This window comes from Bhargavaea massiliensis (assembly GCF_018390575.1).
In the GTDB taxonomy this organism is placed as follows: Bacteria; Bacillota; Bacilli; order Bacillales_A; family Planococcaceae; genus Bhargavaea; species Bhargavaea massiliensis.
The window spans coordinates 185991-203253 of sequence record NZ_JAHBCJ010000002.1 but is presented as its reverse complement, the minus strand read 5'-3'; the positions used below and the strand labels follow the sequence as shown (position 1 = coordinate 203253).

17 protein-coding genes and 1 riboswitch are annotated in these 17263 nt (G+C 57.7%); of the genes, 2 read left to right on the top strand and 15 right to left on the bottom strand.

Annotated features, from left to right (window positions below):
* The 12 genes from KHA84_RS15490 to KHA84_RS03755 form a co-directional block, all read right to left on the bottom strand.
* Positions 1-393, bottom strand: a complete 393-nt coding sequence (locus KHA84_RS15490; protein ID WP_213422204.1) for a bifunctional adenosylcobinamide kinase/adenosylcobinamide-phosphate guanylyltransferase — start codon at positions 391-393, stop codon at positions 1-3.
* Positions 345-941, bottom strand: a complete 597-nt coding sequence (locus KHA84_RS03805; RefSeq protein WP_213422203.1) for a histidine phosphatase family protein — start codon at positions 939-941, stop codon at positions 345-347. Before KHA84_RS03805 ends, KHA84_RS15490 begins: the two co-directional genes overlap by 49 nt.
* Entirely contained in the window at positions 914-1681 is a 768-nt protein-coding gene (gene cobS / locus KHA84_RS03800; RefSeq protein ID WP_213422202.1) for an adenosylcobinamide-GDP ribazoletransferase, read from the bottom strand. The genes KHA84_RS03805 and cobS overlap by 28 nt, the downstream gene beginning before the upstream one ends.
* Positions 1678-2505: a cobyric acid synthase gene (locus KHA84_RS03795; RefSeq protein ID WP_213422201.1), complete on the bottom strand. Its 828-nt coding sequence runs from the start codon at positions 2503-2505 to the stop codon at positions 1678-1680. The genes cobS and KHA84_RS03795 overlap by 4 nt, the downstream gene beginning before the upstream one ends.
* Positions 2502-3095 carry a bifunctional adenosylcobinamide kinase/adenosylcobinamide-phosphate guanylyltransferase gene (locus KHA84_RS03790; protein ID WP_213422200.1) on the bottom strand — a complete coding sequence of 198 codons (594 nt, stop codon included), beginning with the start codon at positions 3093-3095 and terminating at the stop codon, positions 2502-2504. Before KHA84_RS03790 ends, KHA84_RS03795 begins: the two co-directional genes overlap by 4 nt.
* On the bottom strand, positions 3068-4144 hold the full coding sequence (gene cobD, locus KHA84_RS03785) for a threonine-phosphate decarboxylase CobD (RefSeq protein ID WP_213422199.1): 1077 nt from the start codon (positions 4142-4144) through the stop codon (positions 3068-3070). The genes KHA84_RS03790 and cobD overlap by 28 nt, the downstream gene beginning before the upstream one ends.
* Positions 4131-5090, bottom strand: coding sequence for an adenosylcobinamide-phosphate synthase CbiB (gene cbiB, locus KHA84_RS03780; protein WP_213422198.1), 960 nt, complete (start codon positions 5088-5090; stop codon positions 4131-4133). Before cbiB ends, cobD begins: the two co-directional genes overlap by 14 nt.
* On the bottom strand, positions 5081-6565 hold the full coding sequence (locus KHA84_RS03775) for an adenosylcobinamide amidohydrolase (RefSeq protein WP_213422197.1): 1485 nt from the start codon (positions 6563-6565) through the stop codon (positions 5081-5083). The genes cbiB and KHA84_RS03775 overlap by 10 nt, the downstream gene beginning before the upstream one ends.
* A complete protein-coding gene (locus tag KHA84_RS03770) occupies positions 6558-7580 on the bottom strand; it encodes a FecCD family ABC transporter permease (protein WP_213422196.1) in 1023 nt (340 codons plus the stop codon). The genes KHA84_RS03775 and KHA84_RS03770 overlap by 8 nt, the downstream gene beginning before the upstream one ends.
* On the bottom strand, positions 7558-8580 hold the full coding sequence (locus KHA84_RS03765) for an ABC transporter substrate-binding protein (RefSeq protein ID WP_213422195.1): 1023 nt from the start codon (positions 8578-8580) through the stop codon (positions 7558-7560). The genes KHA84_RS03770 and KHA84_RS03765 overlap by 23 nt, the downstream gene beginning before the upstream one ends.
* A gap of 157 nt (positions 8581-8737) precedes the next feature.
* A riboswitch (cobalamin riboswitch) is annotated at positions 8738-8868 on the bottom strand.
* A 192-nt stretch (positions 8869-9060) separates the two neighbouring features.
* Positions 9061-10731, bottom strand: coding sequence for an arginine--tRNA ligase (argS, locus tag KHA84_RS03760; RefSeq protein WP_213422194.1), 1671 nt, complete (start codon positions 10729-10731; stop codon positions 9061-9063).
* Positions 10728-11162, bottom strand: a complete 435-nt coding sequence (locus KHA84_RS03755) for a YwiB family protein (RefSeq protein WP_213422193.1) — start codon at positions 11160-11162, stop codon at positions 10728-10730. Before KHA84_RS03755 ends, argS begins: the two co-directional genes overlap by 4 nt.
* A 157-nt stretch (positions 11163-11319) precedes the next feature.
* On the opposite strand from KHA84_RS03755, the gene KHA84_RS03750 reads away from it, so the two are divergent.
* The gene (locus tag KHA84_RS03750; protein ID WP_213422192.1) at positions 11320-12408 is read left to right on the top strand and encodes a GGDEF domain-containing protein; all 1089 of its coding nucleotides are present in this window, start codon (positions 11320-11322) and stop codon (positions 12406-12408) included.
* Positions 12409-12462: 54 nt separating this feature from the next.
* On the opposite strand, the gene speB is transcribed toward KHA84_RS03750, so the two are convergent.
* Both speB and speE read right to left on the bottom strand, forming a co-directional pair.
* Positions 12463-13335: an agmatinase gene (speB, locus tag KHA84_RS03745; protein WP_213422191.1), complete on the bottom strand. Its 873-nt coding sequence runs from the start codon at positions 13333-13335 to the stop codon at positions 12463-12465.
* Positions 13332-14174 (bottom strand): polyamine aminopropyltransferase, encoded by an 843-nt coding sequence (speE, locus tag KHA84_RS03740; RefSeq protein ID WP_213422190.1) that lies wholly within the window; start codon positions 14172-14174, stop codon positions 13332-13334. Before speE ends, speB begins: the two co-directional genes overlap by 4 nt.
* 208 nt (positions 14175-14382) lie before the next feature.
* On the opposite strand from speE, the gene KHA84_RS03735 reads away from it, so the two are divergent.
* Complete coding sequence (locus KHA84_RS03735; RefSeq protein WP_213422189.1) at positions 14383-16446, top strand: transglycosylase domain-containing protein; 2064 nt, start codon at positions 14383-14385, stop codon at positions 16444-16446.
* Between the two features lie 265 nt (positions 16447-16711).
* Here KHA84_RS03735 and KHA84_RS03730 read toward each other — a convergent pair whose 3' ends face one another.
* The gene (locus KHA84_RS03730; RefSeq protein ID WP_213422188.1) at positions 16712-17230 is read right to left on the bottom strand and encodes a YwhD family protein; all 519 of its coding nucleotides are present in this window, start codon (positions 17228-17230) and stop codon (positions 16712-16714) included.
* Between the last annotated feature and the right edge of the window lie 33 nt (positions 17231-17263).

Here is a 17263-nt window from a genome sequence, read left to right as displayed (position 1 = left end):
TCACTTTAATTCTTGCGCAAGGCCATACCAGATTCGCGTAACCCGGCCGGCTTCCCGGAACAGCCGCTGATTCAAACGGCCGCACACATCGCGCAGCCAGCGGGTATGCGGATCAGCAGGGACAATGCCCCTGCCGATGTCCGTCACGATGATGGTCAGCCTTTCCCGGTCCGCGGCTTGGACAAAGCGGAACACGTCTTCCATGGCAGTTTCTTCATTCTCGTGATTGGCCGATAGGTATGATTCAAGCCCGGCCAGCACCACCCGGCCGGAGAGCGATTGCGGCAGCCGGGAAAGTTCTCCGGCCTCGATCCATTCCACTTGTTCACCGGCAAGCATTTCCCTTACATATTCGCGCTTCCCGTTATGGGCACCTCCGATAACGACGTGCACCGGTGTCCCTCCTCCCATGATTTATGGCCGGGCCACTCCATCTTGTATATTCCGCCCGGCGGAACGGTCCAGCCGAAAAACGGCCGCCGCTCCGGCGCAAGCCGAGCCAGCAGGATCCTGGCCGGGCCTGCGTGGGTGACGATAGCCGCCGAACGTCCCTTTTGCTCCTTGAGCTGGTCAATTCCACTCATCACACGCGCTTCCAGGTCGGCAAACGGCTCGCCGCCGGGCGGGTGTACCGCGGCCGGATCGTCTATCCAGCCGCGGTAGCGGACATCCTCTTTCAGGTCATCATACGTTTTCATATCCCATTCCCCGAAATTCGCTTCCCGGAATTCCTTCCTGGCTTCGTATGGCATTCCAGGAAACAGCATCGCGGCTGTCTGCCGGCAGCGGAGCAGGTCGCTGCCTATCAGATAATCCGTAGCGAATCCGGCCGGTCCGGTTTCCGTGCAGACGGGAACATCGCTCCATCCGACATAACGGCGCTCCCGATTGGCCGCTGTTTCAAGATGGCGGATCAGGTACAGAACAAAAGGATTGTCCATAAAAGCATCTCACACCCTTCGATAAATGCACCGGCCAGATCACCGGTTGCCCCTCCGAAATTCCTAGCCGTCCAGCTTCTGAAAAACAGCACCGCCACGGGTACCGCGATGGCGGCAACGACCGGAAACAGTAAGCTGCCGGACCACACTGCAGCCGCCGCTCCGCCTGAAGCAAGAAGCACTGCGGCAGGGAGGGCGAGAGGAAACCGTCCCAGTTTCTCCATGAAGAAAACAAGCAATCCCGAATGCTTTGCCTGTTTGGAAACCGACAGATAGATGGCAAGCCCCGCCCGTGCCGCGAACGGCACGAACACGACAAAGGCCGGCACCAGCCCGCCCCGGCTGATTAAATCTGTCAGAACCGCGAGCTTCCCCAGAAGCAGAAACAGGAGAGCCATCGTGCCGAATGCCCCGATCCGCGAATCTCCCATGATTTCCAGCCGTTTGTCCCGTTCCCGGTAGGAAAAGTACGCATCTCCCGTATCCGCCCATCCGTCAAGATGAAGGCCGCCGGACAAGGCGGCTGACAGGAGGACCAAAACAAATGCGGTCAGAAAGGGGCCCGTTCCGCCCGGGCCTGAAGCGAGAGCCGCCGCAGACCAGGACACGGCGCCGATCATGGCTCCGACCATCGGATAAAGGGTGAGCATCCATATCGTCTCTTTTCGTCCGATCGGCAAGCTTTTACGAACAGGCACCGCCGTGAAAAACTGGACAGCGAGGAGAAGTCCGCGGATCATCTGTTGTCTCCCCCGAAAATCAGCTGCCGGATGCGCGGCCAGTCCGCATGCTTTCGAAAATGCGCGGCCCATTCATCATACTGCGGTTGTTGCATGTCTTCTGCATGACCGAGAGAATCTTCTTCCTCGATTCCATGGTTTTCCAAATACGGAATCACGCCCAGTACGGGAAGGCCTGTGCGTTTCTCCAGAAATTCGATGCCGCTCCTGAACAGCCGGATATCCCCCCGGAACTTGTTGATGAGGAGTCCCCTGACCCGGTCCCGGTCCCGCGGGTCCAGCAATTCGAGCGTGCCGATGATCGAGGCGAACACCCCGCCCCGCTCGATGTCCGCGACGAGCAGTACCGGGACATTCGCTTCTCTGGCGACCCGCATGTTCACGAGTTCCCGGTCGTTCAGGTTGACTTCCGCCGGGCTGCCCGCGCCTTCGATCACGATGGCATCAAACTGGACGCCAATCAGTTCGAGTGACTTCCGAATCACTTCCAACCCTTTCCGGAAAAAGCGCTCCCGGTATTCCATCCCATCCATCCGGCCAAATGGACGGCCGAGAAGCAGGATATCGGCAGCCGTATCATCCGCTGGTGCCAGAACAATCGGGTTCATCTCAGCCACCGGACGGGTCTTGGCCGCTTCAGCCTGCACACACTGCGCCCCGCTGATCCGGAGGCCGCCGCCAATGTCCATTGTGAAGGACGACATATTCTGTGACTTAAAAGGCGCTGTCCGGACTCCCTCATCAGCGAGCAGCCGGCAGATGGCCGTGCATGTCATGCTTTTTCCAACATGCGATGCGGTGCCCTGGATCATGATCCCGTTCATCCAATCCCCCCTATCCGGTTTTCCGGCTTCCGCAGGAGCGGGATGCCCGCGTCCATTTCGTACGCAAGGTCCGCCGCTTCCACGAGCTTTTGATGAATTCGCCCTAGCAATTCCGAATAAGCCCGGATGTCCGCCGAATCCGGCAGCGGCTCGTCCAGCACTTCATTGGAGACCACAACGACCGCAGTCGCCTTGTCGGTCATTTCGGACAAGGCTCCGAGCAGTTCCGAAATCTTTTTCTCTATGCATCCCGTCCGGCTGTGGCAAGGCTGGCCGCTTTCAATGCCTTCATACATTTCATTGGCCAGCCATGTCGTCATGCAGTCGATCAAAAGTGCGTCCCCTTCGCGGATTATCGGCAGGATGCCCGGGAGATCCAACGGGCGCTCAATCGTCTCCCACAGTTCCGGCCGTGCAGCACGGTCCTGGCGGTGGCGCCGGATGCGGCTGTTCATCTCTTCATCCGCCGGTCTGCCCGTTGCGACATATATGAGGCGGCCGGATCGTTGGGCCCCCAGCCAATTTTCGGCAAATGCCGTCTTGCCGCTTCTGACGCCTCCATTTACAAAGACGAGTGTTCCCCGAACCATCCGGCAAGCGCCTCCTTCAGAACCTTCATCTTTTCCGGCTCCTTGATGCCCACCCGGAACCACGCACCATCCATGCCAAGGAAGTTTTCCGTGTGACGGAGGACGATGCCCTGCCTGAGCATTTCCCTATAAAGCCCGGCAGACCGTTCAGGGCGGAAACTGATGTAGTTCGTTTCGCTGTCGGTCACGGTGCATCCTGCCGTTTCCAGAAATCCGGCAAGCTGCCGTCTTTCCTCTTTGCAATACCGGACTGTCTGCCGGCGGAATGCTTCCTCCACAAAGCACAGCTTTCCGATCCTGGCGGCAATCCCATTGACATTCCAGTGCGGAACCGCTTTCCGGTGGCTTGCGATCCGTTCTTCGGAACCGATCATATAGCCGAGCCGGATGCCGGCAATACCGTACATTTTCGTCATTGACCGGACGACGACCGCATGAGGAAATTCCTCAAGGTGAGGGATAACCGAGTGCTCTTCCCCCGCAAAATCCATGAACGCTTCATCGATCACCAGCTCGCACCCGGTCCGAAGCCCGTGTTCCGCCAGCCGGCGGACAGTCTCTGCGGAGAGCCGTACTCCGGTCGGATTGTTCGGATTGCAAAGGTACAGCACATCCGATTCCTCCATCTTTTCCATCACTTGGTCCTCCGGAAAATCCGGGATTGCCGGGTCCGTCACGAGATCGGTGCAACTGGCACCCTTTGACAGCAGTGTAGCCTTGTATTCGGAAAACGTCGGGTGAATCAGGAGAGCGGTGCGCCCGCGGTACCGTTCCGCAATGACCGAAAATAATTCGGCGGCACCGTTACCGGCCAGCACCCGCTCGGCCGGCACACCGTGATAGTCCGCAGCGGCCGAGCGGAACGGCTCGCCGGCAGGGTCCGGATAATGCGGCAGCGCCGAAAGCAGTTGTGGCCAGCTTTGCCGGACCCCTTCCGGAACACCGAGCGGGTTCACGTTTTCACTAAAGTCGAGCACCCGGTCCGGCACTCCCATGCCGAGCCGGTCATACAGGCGGAGCGGATTCGCCCCGTGTTCAGGTAATTGCAACGGCGATTCCTCCGATCGTTAAGCCGATTATGATAAACGCCCATGACGCGGCGTGCATCGCGCGCAGGGATTCCGGAATATCCGCGGCCTCAAGCGGACGATCCGGACGGCCCATTCTTGCGCGTTCGGACGGCACCCCCTGATACGTGTTCAGCCCGCCGAGTTCAACTCCGAGCTGCCAGGCAGTGGCCGCTTCCAGCCAGCCGCTGTTCGGGCTTGGATGCTTGGCGGCATCACATCGCCATCCGGCGAGCCGCTCCCGGAACGGCAGCCCGCTCCTCTTCGGAGTGACGAGTAAGATAAGAACCCCCGTCAGCCTAGAGGGGATGAGATTCAGCACGTCATCAGCTTTTGCCGAGAAATAACCGAATTCCCCGTGCCGTTCGTTCCGATAACCGACCATTGAGTCCAGCGTGTTGACCGCCTTATAAACCCAAATGCCCGGCGCCCCGAGCAGCAGTGCCCAGAAAAGCGGCGCCGTCACGCCATCAGACGTGTTTTCAGATACGGTCTCCACCACTCCCCGCACAATTTCGGACTCGGGAAGAGAATCGGTATCCCGTCCGACAATCCAGCCGAGCTTTTCCCGGGCTTCCGGAAGATTGCCTTCCGCAAGAGGACGATACACGTTCAACGCGGCCTGAGCGAGGCTTTTCCGGGCAAGGCCTGCCGCGATCATCAGAGACTCCGCCACAATGCCCGCCGCCCGGTGGATGCCGTAAAACAGCCAGACGGCGGCAACCGACAGGAGGCCGGACAATACGGCGGTGATCATGAGCAACAGCAGCCCTTTGGCACGGCGGTTGCCGCCCGTATTCAGCCGGGTGTCCAAAAAGTTGATGAGCCGCCCGATCCAGCGGACGGGATGCGGCCATCCGGGAGGGTCACCGATTATCCGATCAATCAGGAAACCGGACAGGCAGGCGATCAGGTGGTTCAGGACCATTGGCCGCCCCTCTCCAGGCCCGACTTCCGGATGCGGTACCGGCGGATCGCTTCGGCGGTGCATTCAAACACACCGCTGCCGATCGCTTGCCCAAGTTCGGTGACAGTCCCGGCATACGGGTAACGGATGCCTGTCTGGGTGGCCGCGATCAGCAGGCTGTCGGTCGACGTTCCGGTTGCCACCGTCCCGGTCAGCGGATCGAGCACCTGCTCTGTCTGCATCGCCTTCGCCTTCGCTTCGGTTGCGGTGATCATTCCCTGGATCATCGCTTCTTCCGACAGATGACCGTTCACGACCACCCAAGTATTGATGGTTCCTGCGTAAGCGTCCCGGGAAGCGCCGAGCGAAGCGTCCACGGCATTGCCGACTCCCGCTGTCACGCAAACGATAACAGGAGTATCCGATGGACCGTATTCTCCGATCACAGCGTCTTCTGTCATGGCCGCCGTCATCATTGCCACCGTCTGGGTGAGCGGGAAACCGGTTTCATGCAGCCAGTCCCTCATCTCCGCCTCCGCATTATCCGTAACATAGCCCGCGTCAACTTTCCGGTTGACGAAATGGCGGAACCAGCCGGCGCCCGCCCGGTACACAGCGGAAGATACCGTCTTCAGAGGAATCCGGCTATCGAGATAGATAAACTTGCTTGATACTGCAAAATCGGTTTTCCTGATGATTTCCAATTTGTTTTCCGGTTCTTTGGCCGGAAGCAGCGTGATCTGAGGCTTCGGGATTTTCGGATGCATCCCTGCCCTGACCCGTGCTGCGTACACCATTTCCATCTTTTGTTCATCAATCACTTCGTCCGGAGTTCCGAGCGCAGCCACTTCTCCCCGGTCCATCAGCAGCAGCCGATCACAGTACAAAGAGGCCAGGTTGACGTCGTGGAAAACAGAGATGACAGTCAGCCCATTTTCGGTCGCCTGGCGCCGGATGGTATCCAATAGTTGCTGCTGATGCGCAATATCCAGATGGTTGGTCGGCTCGTCCAGCAGCAGCACAGGCGCTTCCTGGGCCAGTGCCTGGGCGACAAACACCCGCTGGCGCTCGCCTCCGGACATGAACTCAATTTCCGTATCCCGGTACTTGGCAATCCCCATCTGGTCCATCGCTTTTTGGACTGCGCGCTCATCCTCTTCGGACCAGCCGGCAAACAGGCCGGTCTGGTGGGGATACCGGCCGAGTGACACAGTCTGATACACGGAATGCGAAAACGTATCCGCCTGCAGTTGGGGGAGAACGGCGACCTGCCGGGCAAAAGCCTTTCGCGAATACCCGGAAATGGGCTTCCCCCCGATTTCGACCGACCCGGAATCTGCCGGAAGCAGCCCGCTCAGCATTTTCAGAAGCGTCGATTTGCCGCTCCCGTTTGGCCCGAGAATTCCGAGCACCGTGCCCGCTTCCACCATAAACGAGACTGACCGGACAACCGGCGTGCCGTCATACCCTCCTGTTAATTCTTTGACATCAAGCATGCCGGACCTTCCCCTTTCTCCGCTGTCTGTAGAAGATGAATGCAAACACCGGTGCCCCGATAAACGAAGTGATTACGCCGACCGGCAGCTCAGTGGGCGAAATGATCGTCCTTGCCACGAGATCACAGAGCACGAGCAGAGAGGCTCCGTTAATGAAGGATAGCGGCAGCAGATGCCGGTGGTCACTCCCCCATAAGATCCGTGTCATATGCGGCACAACAAGCCCGACAAATCCGATTGTCCCGGATACGGCAACCGCTGAACCGGTAAGAATTGAGCCCCCGCCGAGAATCATCCATTTGCGCTTCCGTACGTCTACACCGAGATGATGGGCCCGTTCTTCGCCGAACAGCATTGCGTTCAGCTCCCGCCGGCAAAGCCAGAGCAGAATTCCGCCGACCAGAAGAAACGGCAGGATCATCCAAACGTACTTCCAGCCTCTCATCGATACACTGCCAAGCAACCAGCCGATGATTTGCCGAAGCTCTTCTCCGGTCAGGGCAATCATGAGCGACAGCACCGAGCCGAGGAACGATCCGAAGATGACCCCTGTCAGGATGATCGTTTCCATCTTGAGTGACCGGTCGACCGCCCTGGAAAAGCCGATTACAAGCAGGAGCACCGCCATCGCGCCCGCCATGCTGAATACGGGCAGGGTATAGGCACCGAACAATCCGATACCGAAAAAGAGTGTCGCCACAGCGCCGACTGAGGCACCGGACGACACTCCAAGGGTGTACGGGTCGGCAAGCGGGTTTTTCAGAAGACCCTGAAACGCCGCCCCCGCCAAGGCAAGCGAGCCTCCGACGAGCCCTGCAAGCACCACCCTCGGCATTCGGATTTTCCATAGGATGTTCGCGGCTGTTTCATCCGCGCCCGGGTCCAGGAGCACCCGGAGCGGAATCTTCACCGATCCGACGGAAACGCCCAGCCAAAGCGCCAGCAGGAGAACGGCAGCCGATACGATGTATGCGGCAACCGGCTGCTTCGTCTTATGCTGCCTGATCTTCTTCATCTTGTTCTGCTTCCCCGAAGATTTCCGGATAAACCGCCTTTGCCACGGCTTCCAGGCCGTCGGCAAGACGAGGGCCGGTGCGGCTTGTGATGTTTTCATCAACTCGTACGACCGCCTTGTCCTTGATTGCCGTGATGGCGTCAAATCCTTCCCGGTCGTAGACCGCATCGACTGAGCTGTCGTCCCCGTACATGACCATGATGACATCCGGATTGCGATTGACGATTTCCTCCGGATCCATCATGACCCAGCCTTCCTGGTCGGCCGCGACGTTTTCCGCGTGGATGATGTCCAGGAACTGCTGCATGAATGTGCCCGATCCCGGCGTATAAATATCGGGTGCAGGCGAGGTTTCGACAAACACTTTTTTCTTGTCGGTGACTGCTTCCGCTTTTTCCTTGATCTCATCCACTTTGGCTTGCATGTCGCTGACGATATCTTCGGCTTCGGCGGAATAGCCGGTCAGCTTGCCGATTTGCTGGATGGTTCCGTAAGTTTCATCAAAATCCATAGCATTTTTTACGACAAACACGGTGAGGCCCGCATCGCGAAGCTGTTGCAGGCCTTCTTCTCCCGTACCAAGACCTGATTCATGGGCAAGAACGAGGTCCGGCTGGAGTTCGATGATCTTCTCCACGTTAAACTCCATCCCGCCGATTTTTTCGATGCTCTGGACTTCTTCCGGGTAGTTGTCATAGTCATTGACTCCGACGACCGTTCCCCCCGCTCCCACTTCGAACAGGATCTCTGTATTGCTCGGAATCATGGAAACAATTTTCTCAGGCTGCTTATCCAGTGTGATATCATTCCCGACGGCATCGGTTTCAGTGACCGGGAAGGTTGCTTCCCCATCCGCTTTGCCGCTTTGTTCAGCTGCCTGCTGCTCTGTCTCTTCGTTCTGGTTCTGCGCTTGATCCGCACTGTCATCTGCCGAGCCGCATGCTGTCAGAAACAGTGCGATCACGAGCATGAGAAGCCATTTGTTCCATCTGCTGTTCATCTCTGTTTTCCCCCTATTCATTGTTGTCCTGCTTGAAATTGAAAAGCCCCCGCGCAGGGCGGGGGCAGAGATACCGGCAGGACGGACACGCGGAAAAACGACCGCAGCCTGCACAGGCAGGCGCCGTTCCACACCGGCCTGTCCTCGCAGGCGCTATCGGGTGCTTTCCGCTGGGGCAGGTTTCCTGACTTGCGGCGTATAGCCGCTTACAGTGGCGGGACCGTGCCGGACTCTCACCGGCTTCCCTTTTACCCCCGCGATCGGGGCACCTCAGCGTCATCCGGCGAAAAATCGTGCCGGATATTCAATTCCTTATCAATTTAATCAGATGGCGCGGTTTTTGTCGAGGGCTGCCCGGGAAAAGGCGGGAGGCTTCACAGTATGTTAACGTCTCAGTAAACTACCCCAACGTCTCACGGACTTTTCGCCGCTGCATGAAAACCGGCCCCTTCAGCAGAAGCCGGAGGGGCCGGTCGATCGTTACATCCGTTCCGGTGCGGCGACTCCGATCAGGCGGAGTGCATTCGCAACGGTCGTGCGGGTTGCCGTGACAAGCGCAAGGCGCGCTTCCGACAGCTCCTTGTTGTCAGGGTCGACGACTTTGTCGGTCGAGTAGAACGTGTGGAATGCGGATGCCAATTCCTGTATATACGTCGCAATCCGGTGTGGCGAGCGGAGCTTTGCCGAGTCCGCGACAACTTGAGGGAAGTCGCCGATCTTCTTCATAAGATCGATCGCCTTCTCGCTGTCTTGGAGCATGCCGACATTCTCATCCGAACGGAACAGACCGGCTTCGTCCGCCTGGCGGAGAATCGAGCAGATGCGCGCGTGGGCATACTGTGCATAGTAGACTGGGTTTTCGTTGGACTGGGACACCGCAAGATCGAGGTCAAAGTCCATTTGGGAATCGCCGGAGCGCATGATGAAGAAGTATCGGACCGCATCCAGTCCGACCATGTCGACGAGCTCGCGCAGTGTTACCGCCTTACCCGTCCGCTTGCTCATCTTGAACTTCTCGCCGTCTTTGTACAGCTGGACCATCTGGGACACCAGCACTTCAAGTGTGTCCTTGTCGTATCCGAGTGCCTCGATTGCTGCCTTCATACGCGGGATGTAGCCGTGGTGGTCAGCGCCCCAGATGTTGATCAGCTTGTCGAAGCCGCGCTGGAGCTTGTCTTCGTGATACGCGATATCCGGGGTCAGGTACGTATAGGTGCCGTCCTGCTTGATGAGGACCCGGTCCTTGTCGTCTCCGAATGTCGTCGAGCGGAACCAAGTGGCCCCGTCTTCCTCGTAAACATGGCCGTTTTTCTTTAGCTTGCCGAGTGCCTCATCAATCTTGCCGGACTGATAAAGCGTTGATTCGGAAAACCAGTTGTCAAACGCCACACGGAAATCGGCCAAGTCCCTCTTGATCTTGTCCAACTCGATGCCGAGGCCATGCTTGCGGAACCACTGGAAGCGTTCTTCTTCAGGCATCTTGGCAAACTTGTCGCCATGCTCCTGCGCAAGCGCATTGGCGATCTCGATGACGTCCTTGCCGTGATAGCCGTCTTCCGGCATCTCGCGCTGCTCGCCGAGCGCCTGGAAATAGCGGGCTTCGATCGACAAAGCCAAGTTGTTGATCTGGTTGCCGGCATCGTTGATGTAGTATTCGCGGGAAACGTCATAGCCTGCAAAATCGAGCACGTTACAGAGCGCGTCACCAATTGATGCGCCACGCCCATGCCCGAGGTGAAGATCCCCTGTCGGGTTCGCCGAGACGAACTCGACCTGGATTTTCTCGCCTTCGCCCGCATCGCTGCGGCCGAAGTTTTCGCCCTTTTCCAGCACGTCCTTTACAACATCACCGAGGTAGTCGGTTTTGATGGTGATGTTGATAAAGCCCGGACCTGCGATGTCGACTGATTGGATCGGCGTGCCTTCCGTATCCAGGTTGCCGACAATCGCTTCTGCGATGGCACGCGGCGGCTTTTTCGCGATTTTCGTCAGCTGCATCGCAATATTGGTGGCATAATCGCCATTTTCTTTGCTTTTTGGCGTCTCGAGCATCACATCCGGCATGTCCGCGGCTTCCACGAGACCCGCCTTGCCCACCGCGCCTGCCAGCGCGTCCTTTAGCTGCTGTTTGATCTGTTCCACTGTGCTCATGCTTTTCCCTCCGAATAAGTAAATTCTACATTATAGGTACCGACAGTCTCGCTGCCCGACATCAGGTCATACGCGGCCGCAAACCGTCCTTCCGCTCCCGGTTCATAGCGGACCGAGTCGGTCTTGACCGTAAGCGGCAGGTCCATGCCCCCGCTTCCGTAACGGCCTTCCCGGCGCTCGCCCGGTACGAGAGGGAGCCGCATCGAAACGTCGCCGTTCCGCATGATCAGCCCCTCTTCATGTCCCATCCGGACCATCGTGCGGATTCCCTGCCCGTCCATGCTTTCCTCAAAGCTCAGATAAGTTTTGCCCGCTTTCTCAATCAGAAGGCCTTCCGCCCGGATGAAGTTCCGGAACGGCTTCTCGCCCGGCTGACGGACCATCGTCACGAGGCGGATGCTGACCGCTCTTCCTTCTTCGGGTATATTCATCTGGATGCCCCCGTTCATAGTCATTTCCCTATTATATCCCTCAGGGCCCGGGGATTTCAATGGATGCCGGCTCCGTCTCCGTCTGCCCGAACGGATTTTATATCGGTGTCACGGATTCCCGGCAAATTGGTATAATCGTTCCAATGGAGGGATGTCCATGTTCTACCAGCTCGCGGTCAACTTTTGTATCCTGTTCACCTTTTCGGTCCTCAGCTATTGGCCGTTCCAGGACAGGGCACGGTTCAGGGTCCCCTTTCCCCGGTTTCACCCGATTCTGATCGGCGTCATGGCCGGCATCACGGGACTGTTTCTGCTGGACTCATCCGTCACCGTAGCGGATAAAGTGATCGTCGATGCCCGCCTTCCGGTGATCATCCTTTCCGGCGTGTTCGGCGGTCCCGTCCCGCCGATAATCTCTTCACTCATCATCGCCATAGACCGCATTATTCTGGGCGGTTTTGGTGACGAAGCCCTGATCGCAGGGAGCAATACCTTCCTGATCGGGGCTGCCGCCGCAATCATTTTTACGTGGCGGGGAGCCTCATTCCGGACCGCCCGTTTTGTGTTCCATTACGCGACAGTCCAGACCGGCCTCGTTATTATCTACCTGTCGCCCGAGGGTTCGGATAAGATCCTGAATGTCTTTATTTTTGCCGTCTATTCCTACATCTCTTTTTTTACGATCGCGTTCCTCCTTGCCGAGCTGTCCGGTCATTTCAGAAAGCTTGCGGGTATTGAGCAATTGTCCCGCACTGACTATTTGACAGGACTGAACAACAACCGCACGTTCGGCGAGTTATCGGAATCTCTTCTCAATGGAGAAGGTTCGGTTGCGCTGATTGTGCTTGATATCGACCGTTTCAAGTCGGTCAATGACACATACGGCCACCCGGCAGGAGATGAGGTGCTGCGGGAACTGGCATTCCGCCTGAAAAACATCCGGCTTCCGAAAGGCGCGGTTCTTTCAAGAAACGGCGGAGAAGAGTTTTCCGTCCTGCTCCCCGGAGCGGATAAACAGGAAGCGGCGGAGGCCGCGGAGAACATCCGGCAGACTGTTTGCGGCAACCCGTTTATCCTGGAAGGAGGACTCTCCCTCACCATCACCGTATCGCTCGGTGTTTCCGCCCACCCGGAGGATACCACAAGTGCCAAACATCTGTATGAACTTGCCGACAAGGCCCTTTACCGGGCGAAAAACAGCGGACGCAACCGGGTCGCCGTCTACGGAACACAGCCCGTCGGCTAAATGCCACGAACAAAAAGGTGATGCGCAATTTTCCACAGCGCATCACCTTTTTAATTACTTCACAAATCCGAGCAGCATTTCCCGGAATAGCTTGCTTGCCGTATTGACCGTCTGTTCGGACGGGTCATAGACTGGTGCCACTTCTACGAGGTCAAAACCGGCGACCCGGACTCCGGAACGCGCAATCTCGTGGATTGATGCAAGCAGTTCGCGGGATGTGATGCCGCCGCAGTCGACCGTGCCTGTACCCGGCGCATGGGCCGGATCCAGGACATCGATGTCGATCGTGACGTAGACGGGGCGGCCGGCAAGCGCAGGCAGCACTTCCTTCAGCGGATCAAGCACATCGAACTTTGAGATGTGCATGCCGTTTTCGCGTGCCCATTCAAACTCCTCTTTCATGCCGGAACGGATTCCGAACGAATAGACGTTGTGAGGTCCGATGAGATCGGCAATCTTGCGGATCGGCGTGGAATGGGAATGTTCCTCACCCTCGTACTCGGTCCGGAGGTCGGTGTGGGCATCGATATGGATGATGGCGAGGTCCTTGTGCACTGCCGCCACTTCCTTCATAACCGGCAGCGACACGAGATGCTCGCCGCCCATCCCCGCCGGAACCTTTCCATCAGCCAATAACTGCCGGACGAATCCGGCAATCAGGTCAAGGGATTTTCCCGCGTTGCCGAATGGAAGCGGGATGTCTCCTGCATCGTAAAAGCGGATATCGTCAAGTTCCCGGTCCAGATAAGGGCTGTACTCCTCAAGCCCGACCGATGCTTCGCGAATACGCGCGGGGCCGAACCGGGAGCCCGGGCGCCAGCTGACCGTCCAGTCCATCGGCATGCCATAGATCACCGCGTCCGCTTCATCATAGCTGTCGCCGCTCTTGATGAACACATTGCCGGAGTAGGCTTCGTCGAACTTCATTCGCCTTCTCCCTCCGCCAGGTCACGGACGAATTTCGGCAATACGAAAGCCGCCCGGTGCAGTTCACTCGTGTAGTATTTCGTGTCGATATCATGGAACCGCTCTTCCTTCACTTCGAGCGGGTCATGCTTTTTCGAGCCGAGCGTGAAGCACCAGAGCCCGCTCGGGTACGTCGGGATGTTGGCGGTATACAGGCGGGTGACCGGGAAGATTTCCCGGACGTCCTTCTGTACCTGGCGGATCAGGTCCGCCTTGAACCACGGGTTATCGCTTTGAGCGACAAACAGCCCGTCCTCTTTCAGCGCCTTCGAGATGCCCGCGTAGAAGCCTTTCGTGAACAGGTTGACCGCAGGGCCGACAGGCTCCGTCGAGTCCACCATAATGACATCATACTCGTTTTCGGACTCGGCAATATGCATGAACCCGTCGCCGACACGGACGTCCACCCGAGGGTCCACGAGCTTGCCTGCAATCGACGGCAGGTACTGTTTCGAGTATTCGATCACCTTTCCGTCGATGTCGACCAGCACCGCCTGTTCGACTTGCGGATGCTTCAGCACCTCGCGGATCACACCGCCGTCGCCGCCTCCGACGACCAGCACCTTTTTCGGATCGGGATGGGTGAACAGCGGTACGTGTGCAACCATCTCGTGATAGACGAATTCGTCACGCTCCGAGGTCATCACCATGCCGTCGAGAAACAGCATGTTCCCCCACTCTTCCGTCTCCGCCATCTCCAGCAGCTGGAAATCCGTCTGCTCGACATGCAGCGTCTGTTTGATCTTCATCGTAATTCCAAAGTTGTCAGTCTGCTTTTCCGTATACCATAACCCTGCCATGGGCTGCATTCCTCCTTCATTAAAGGGAAACGTCCCGCACTGCCTGTATTCCCGGCCTCCACGAAACTAAGCTTCATTATACGGCCACTGTTCTCCGTTGCAACTGTTTTTTCAATCAGGCATGCGGTGAAATTGCTTTAAACTCGCCGGATGAAATGCTGCCTGCCTGCACATACTTGCGGAAAAGCGCAAGAAAGGCGGGAATGCGGTGAAACGGGCACATTTCAAAAGGCAGCGAAAGCGGCGGTCGATCATGAAGCGGCTGTTGCTTCTTTCCCTAAGCCTCAGCGTGGCGGGGCTGGTCATGTACGGGGCGCTTCTCATCTACATCCATTCGGCCGGGCCCCCTTCGCTTGCGGTGCCGAACGCGACCGTCTTCCTCGACCGCAACGGCGATCCGATCGGTGACCGGCATTCAGGCGAGCGCCGCTACTGGGCTTCCCTCGACGACATGTCCCCATTTCTCGCCGATGCGTTCGTTGCCGTCGAGGACAAGGACTTTTACGAGCACAAGGGATTCGACTATTCGAGGATTGCCGCCGCCGTGCTAAAGGATGTCAAATCGTTCCGCAAAGCAGAAGGCGCTAGCACAATCACCCAGCAGTATGCCCGCAATCTGTTTCTGACCCACCAGAAAACGTGGACACGGAAAATCAACGAGGCGGTCTACGCAAGAAGAATCGAAACGTTCTATGACAAGGACACCATTCTCGAAGGCTACCTGAACACTGTCTATTTCGGCCATGGCATGTACGGTGCCGAGGCGGCAAGCAAGTTTTTCTTCGGCAAGGCAGCGGAAGACCTGACTCTGGCTGAAGCGACATTGCTTGCGGCCGTGCCAAAAGGGCCTTCGGTTTACTCCCCTGTGCACAATCCGGAGGCGGCTGCGGGCCGGCAGGAAATCATCCTCAATGCGATGGTGCGGGACGGATACGTAACACGCGAGCAGGCGGACCATGCCCTGAATCAGCGGATTGCGCTGAAGCATGACCAGTGGGACGCGGGCGAAAAAGTCGCCCCGTACTTCTTGGACGAGGTTTGGCAGGAGGCCGAAAAACGATTGGATGAAGCCGGGCGCGACATCGCGGAAGGCGGGTGGACAATCCGGACGACATTGGACCCATTCCACCAGAAAACGGCGGAAGCCGCGGCCGGGAAATGGATGCCTGATAACGGACTCCAGTATGGCTTTATCACGATGGAGCCCGAAAGCGGGCAGATCACTTCACTGATTGGCGGGCGGGATTATTCCATAAGCCCCTTTAACCGGGTCACCCAGGCGGAACGCCAATCCGGCTCCGCGATGAAACCGATTCTTTACGCCGCTGCGCTCGAACAGGGGTTCACGCCGCTCACCTTCCTGAAAAGCGAGCCGACCGTTTTCACTTTTGACGACGGCCGCAAGGAGTACGAACCCCAGAACGTCAATGGCAAATTTGCTGAACGGCCGATTTCGCTCGCCCAGGCACTTGCCATCTCAGACAATATCTATGCCGTCAAGACACTCGAGGAAATCGGCTACAAGCCGTTCAAGGATATGGCCGCCCGCCTCGGCATCACCGGCAACTTCGTTGATGCGCCGGCAACCGCTCTCGGGACGACCGAAGTCACCCTTTATGAGATGACAGGGGCATACAACCGAATCGCCTCAGGAGGCAAAAGGGTCGTTCCGACAACCATTCTGTCCATCACCGATGCCGCCGGTGAAACCGTCTATCGGAGCGAGGAAGAAGACAAAAAGTCACGGGAAGTGTTGGATCCGGCAGATGCCTTCGTCCTGACACAGATGATGACCGGAATGTTCGACCCTGTCTTCAGCGACTATACCCCGGCCACGGGTCTGTCGATGCGGCCCAGCCAAACACGTCCATACGCGGCAAAGTCCGGAACAACGCTTTCCGATCAATACCTGATCGGCTTCTCCACGACCCTGACCGCCGGCATCTGGGCCGGATTCGACGAAGGGCGCCGCCTAACCGAAAACAGCGACAAAATGGCCGCAAAAAAGATGTGGATCGACTTCATGGAAAACGCACATGCCGGCATGCCGCCGGAACCGTTCGTACAGCCCGAGGGCGTCACAGGCGTCATCGTCGATGTGGAGACCGGTGGTCTTGCTGTCGAAGGTTGCGGTAAGCAGCGCATGGTATACGTCAAGGAACGGAACGTGCCGCGAAAACTCTGCACAGATCCCGCTCTACGGCAAGATCGCTCCTCCGACACGAAAGACGGCGGGCCGATCCGGTTGTTCCCGTTCTCGTTTTTTGACTGACTACTTGAGATTACGGGGGAGACGTTGACATACCCGACTGAGACGTTGACATACCGACCGGCTGCCCATTCAGGCACATCAAAAAAACCGCCCCGCCTCCAAATTTCGGAGGCGGGGCGGGTTCTGTGCGCCGTTAGCTAGACGCCGCACTGTCCTAGCTTGTATTCAGCAAGCGTTGCTATCAGTTTACTCCCTTTTCGCCAGCGGTTCAACCGGCTGCAACCGCACCGGGCGAAACTGTCAAAGATCGTTCATAATTGCGCACTTATCCGGTGATGCCGAGCGCTAACTGGAGTTCTTGGCTCCGCTCCCACAATTCCGGATTCTGCTCTTGCAGAAATTCCGCGAGCACCTTTTTCGAGCGGTCATCCATCTTGTCGACGATGACATGGCGCTTCAGCGCTTTATCCAGCAGGTTTACATGCTCGGGCAGGTTCTTGTAGCCGCGCCGCTTTTCGCGGTTGACGACCATCTCTGCCGCCGTGACCCCTGCAAAATAAGGTCCGTCCTCTTTGTAGTCGATGGCGACCCATACGAGCCAGTACGGCTTGCCGCCTTCGGAATCCTCGCGGTTCGGGGTGAACTTGACGCCCCGCTCCGTCTTGCTTCGGGCATGCAGCGCGCCGATTTCCACCTGTGCAAGTTCCTCTTCCACATCGATAATGACGGGAGATACGTTTTCCAGCGAAATCGAGCCGATGCCGAACCCCTTATGACCGGCGGTCGGGTTGTCGCGGATAATCGTGAACTCCATCTTTTGCTTTGGTTTTTCTCCGTTGGCCATGATCATACCCCCTTCCCTGCATTATAGCCAATC

Bases quoted from the DNA above. Each gene is read 5' to 3' on its own strand.
- KHA84_RS03805 (WP_213422203.1), bottom strand. From the start codon at position 941: ATGGACAATCCTTTTGTTCTGTACCTGATCCGCCATCTTGAAACAGCG.
- cobS (WP_213422202.1), bottom strand. From the start codon at position 1,681: ATGATCCGCGGACTTCTCCTCGCTGTCCAGTTTTTCACGGCGGTGCCT.
- KHA84_RS03795 (WP_213422201.1), bottom strand. From the start codon at position 2,505: ATGAACGGGATCATGATCCAGGGCACCGCATCGCATGTTGGAAAAAGC.
- KHA84_RS03790 (WP_213422200.1), bottom strand. From the start codon at position 3,095: ATGGTTCGGGGAACACTCGTCTTTGTAAATGGAGGCGTCAGAAGCGGC.
- cbiB (WP_213422198.1), bottom strand. From the start codon at position 5,090: ATGGTCCTGAACCACCTGATCGCCTGCCTGTCCGGTTTCCTGATTGAT.
- KHA84_RS03775 (WP_213422197.1), bottom strand. From the start codon at position 6,565: ATGCTTGATGTCAAAGAATTAACAGGAGGGTATGACGGCACGCCGGTT.
- KHA84_RS03770 (WP_213422196.1), bottom strand. From the start codon at position 7,580: ATGAAGAAGATCAGGCAGCATAAGACGAAGCAGCCGGTTGCCGCATAC.
- KHA84_RS03765 (WP_213422195.1), bottom strand. From the start codon at position 8,580: ATGAACAGCAGATGGAACAAATGGCTTCTCATGCTCGTGATCGCACTG.
- argS (WP_213422194.1), bottom strand. From the start codon at position 10,731: ATGAGCACAGTGGAACAGATCAAACAGCAGCTAAAGGACGCGCTGGCA.
- KHA84_RS03755 (WP_213422193.1), bottom strand. From the start codon at position 11,162: ATGAATATACCCGAAGAAGGAAGAGCGGTCAGCATCCGCCTCGTGACG.
- KHA84_RS03750 (WP_213422192.1), top strand. From the start codon at position 11,320: ATGTTCTACCAGCTCGCGGTCAACTTTTGTATCCTGTTCACCTTTTCG.
- speB (WP_213422191.1), bottom strand. From the start codon at position 13,335: ATGAAGTTCGACGAAGCCTACTCCGGCAATGTGTTCATCAAGAGCGGC.
- speE (WP_213422190.1), bottom strand. From the start codon at position 14,174: ATGGCAGGGTTATGGTATACGGAAAAGCAGACTGACAACTTTGGAATT.
- KHA84_RS03730 (WP_213422188.1), bottom strand. From the start codon at position 17,230: ATGGCCAACGGAGAAAAACCAAAGCAAAAGATGGAGTTCACGATTATC.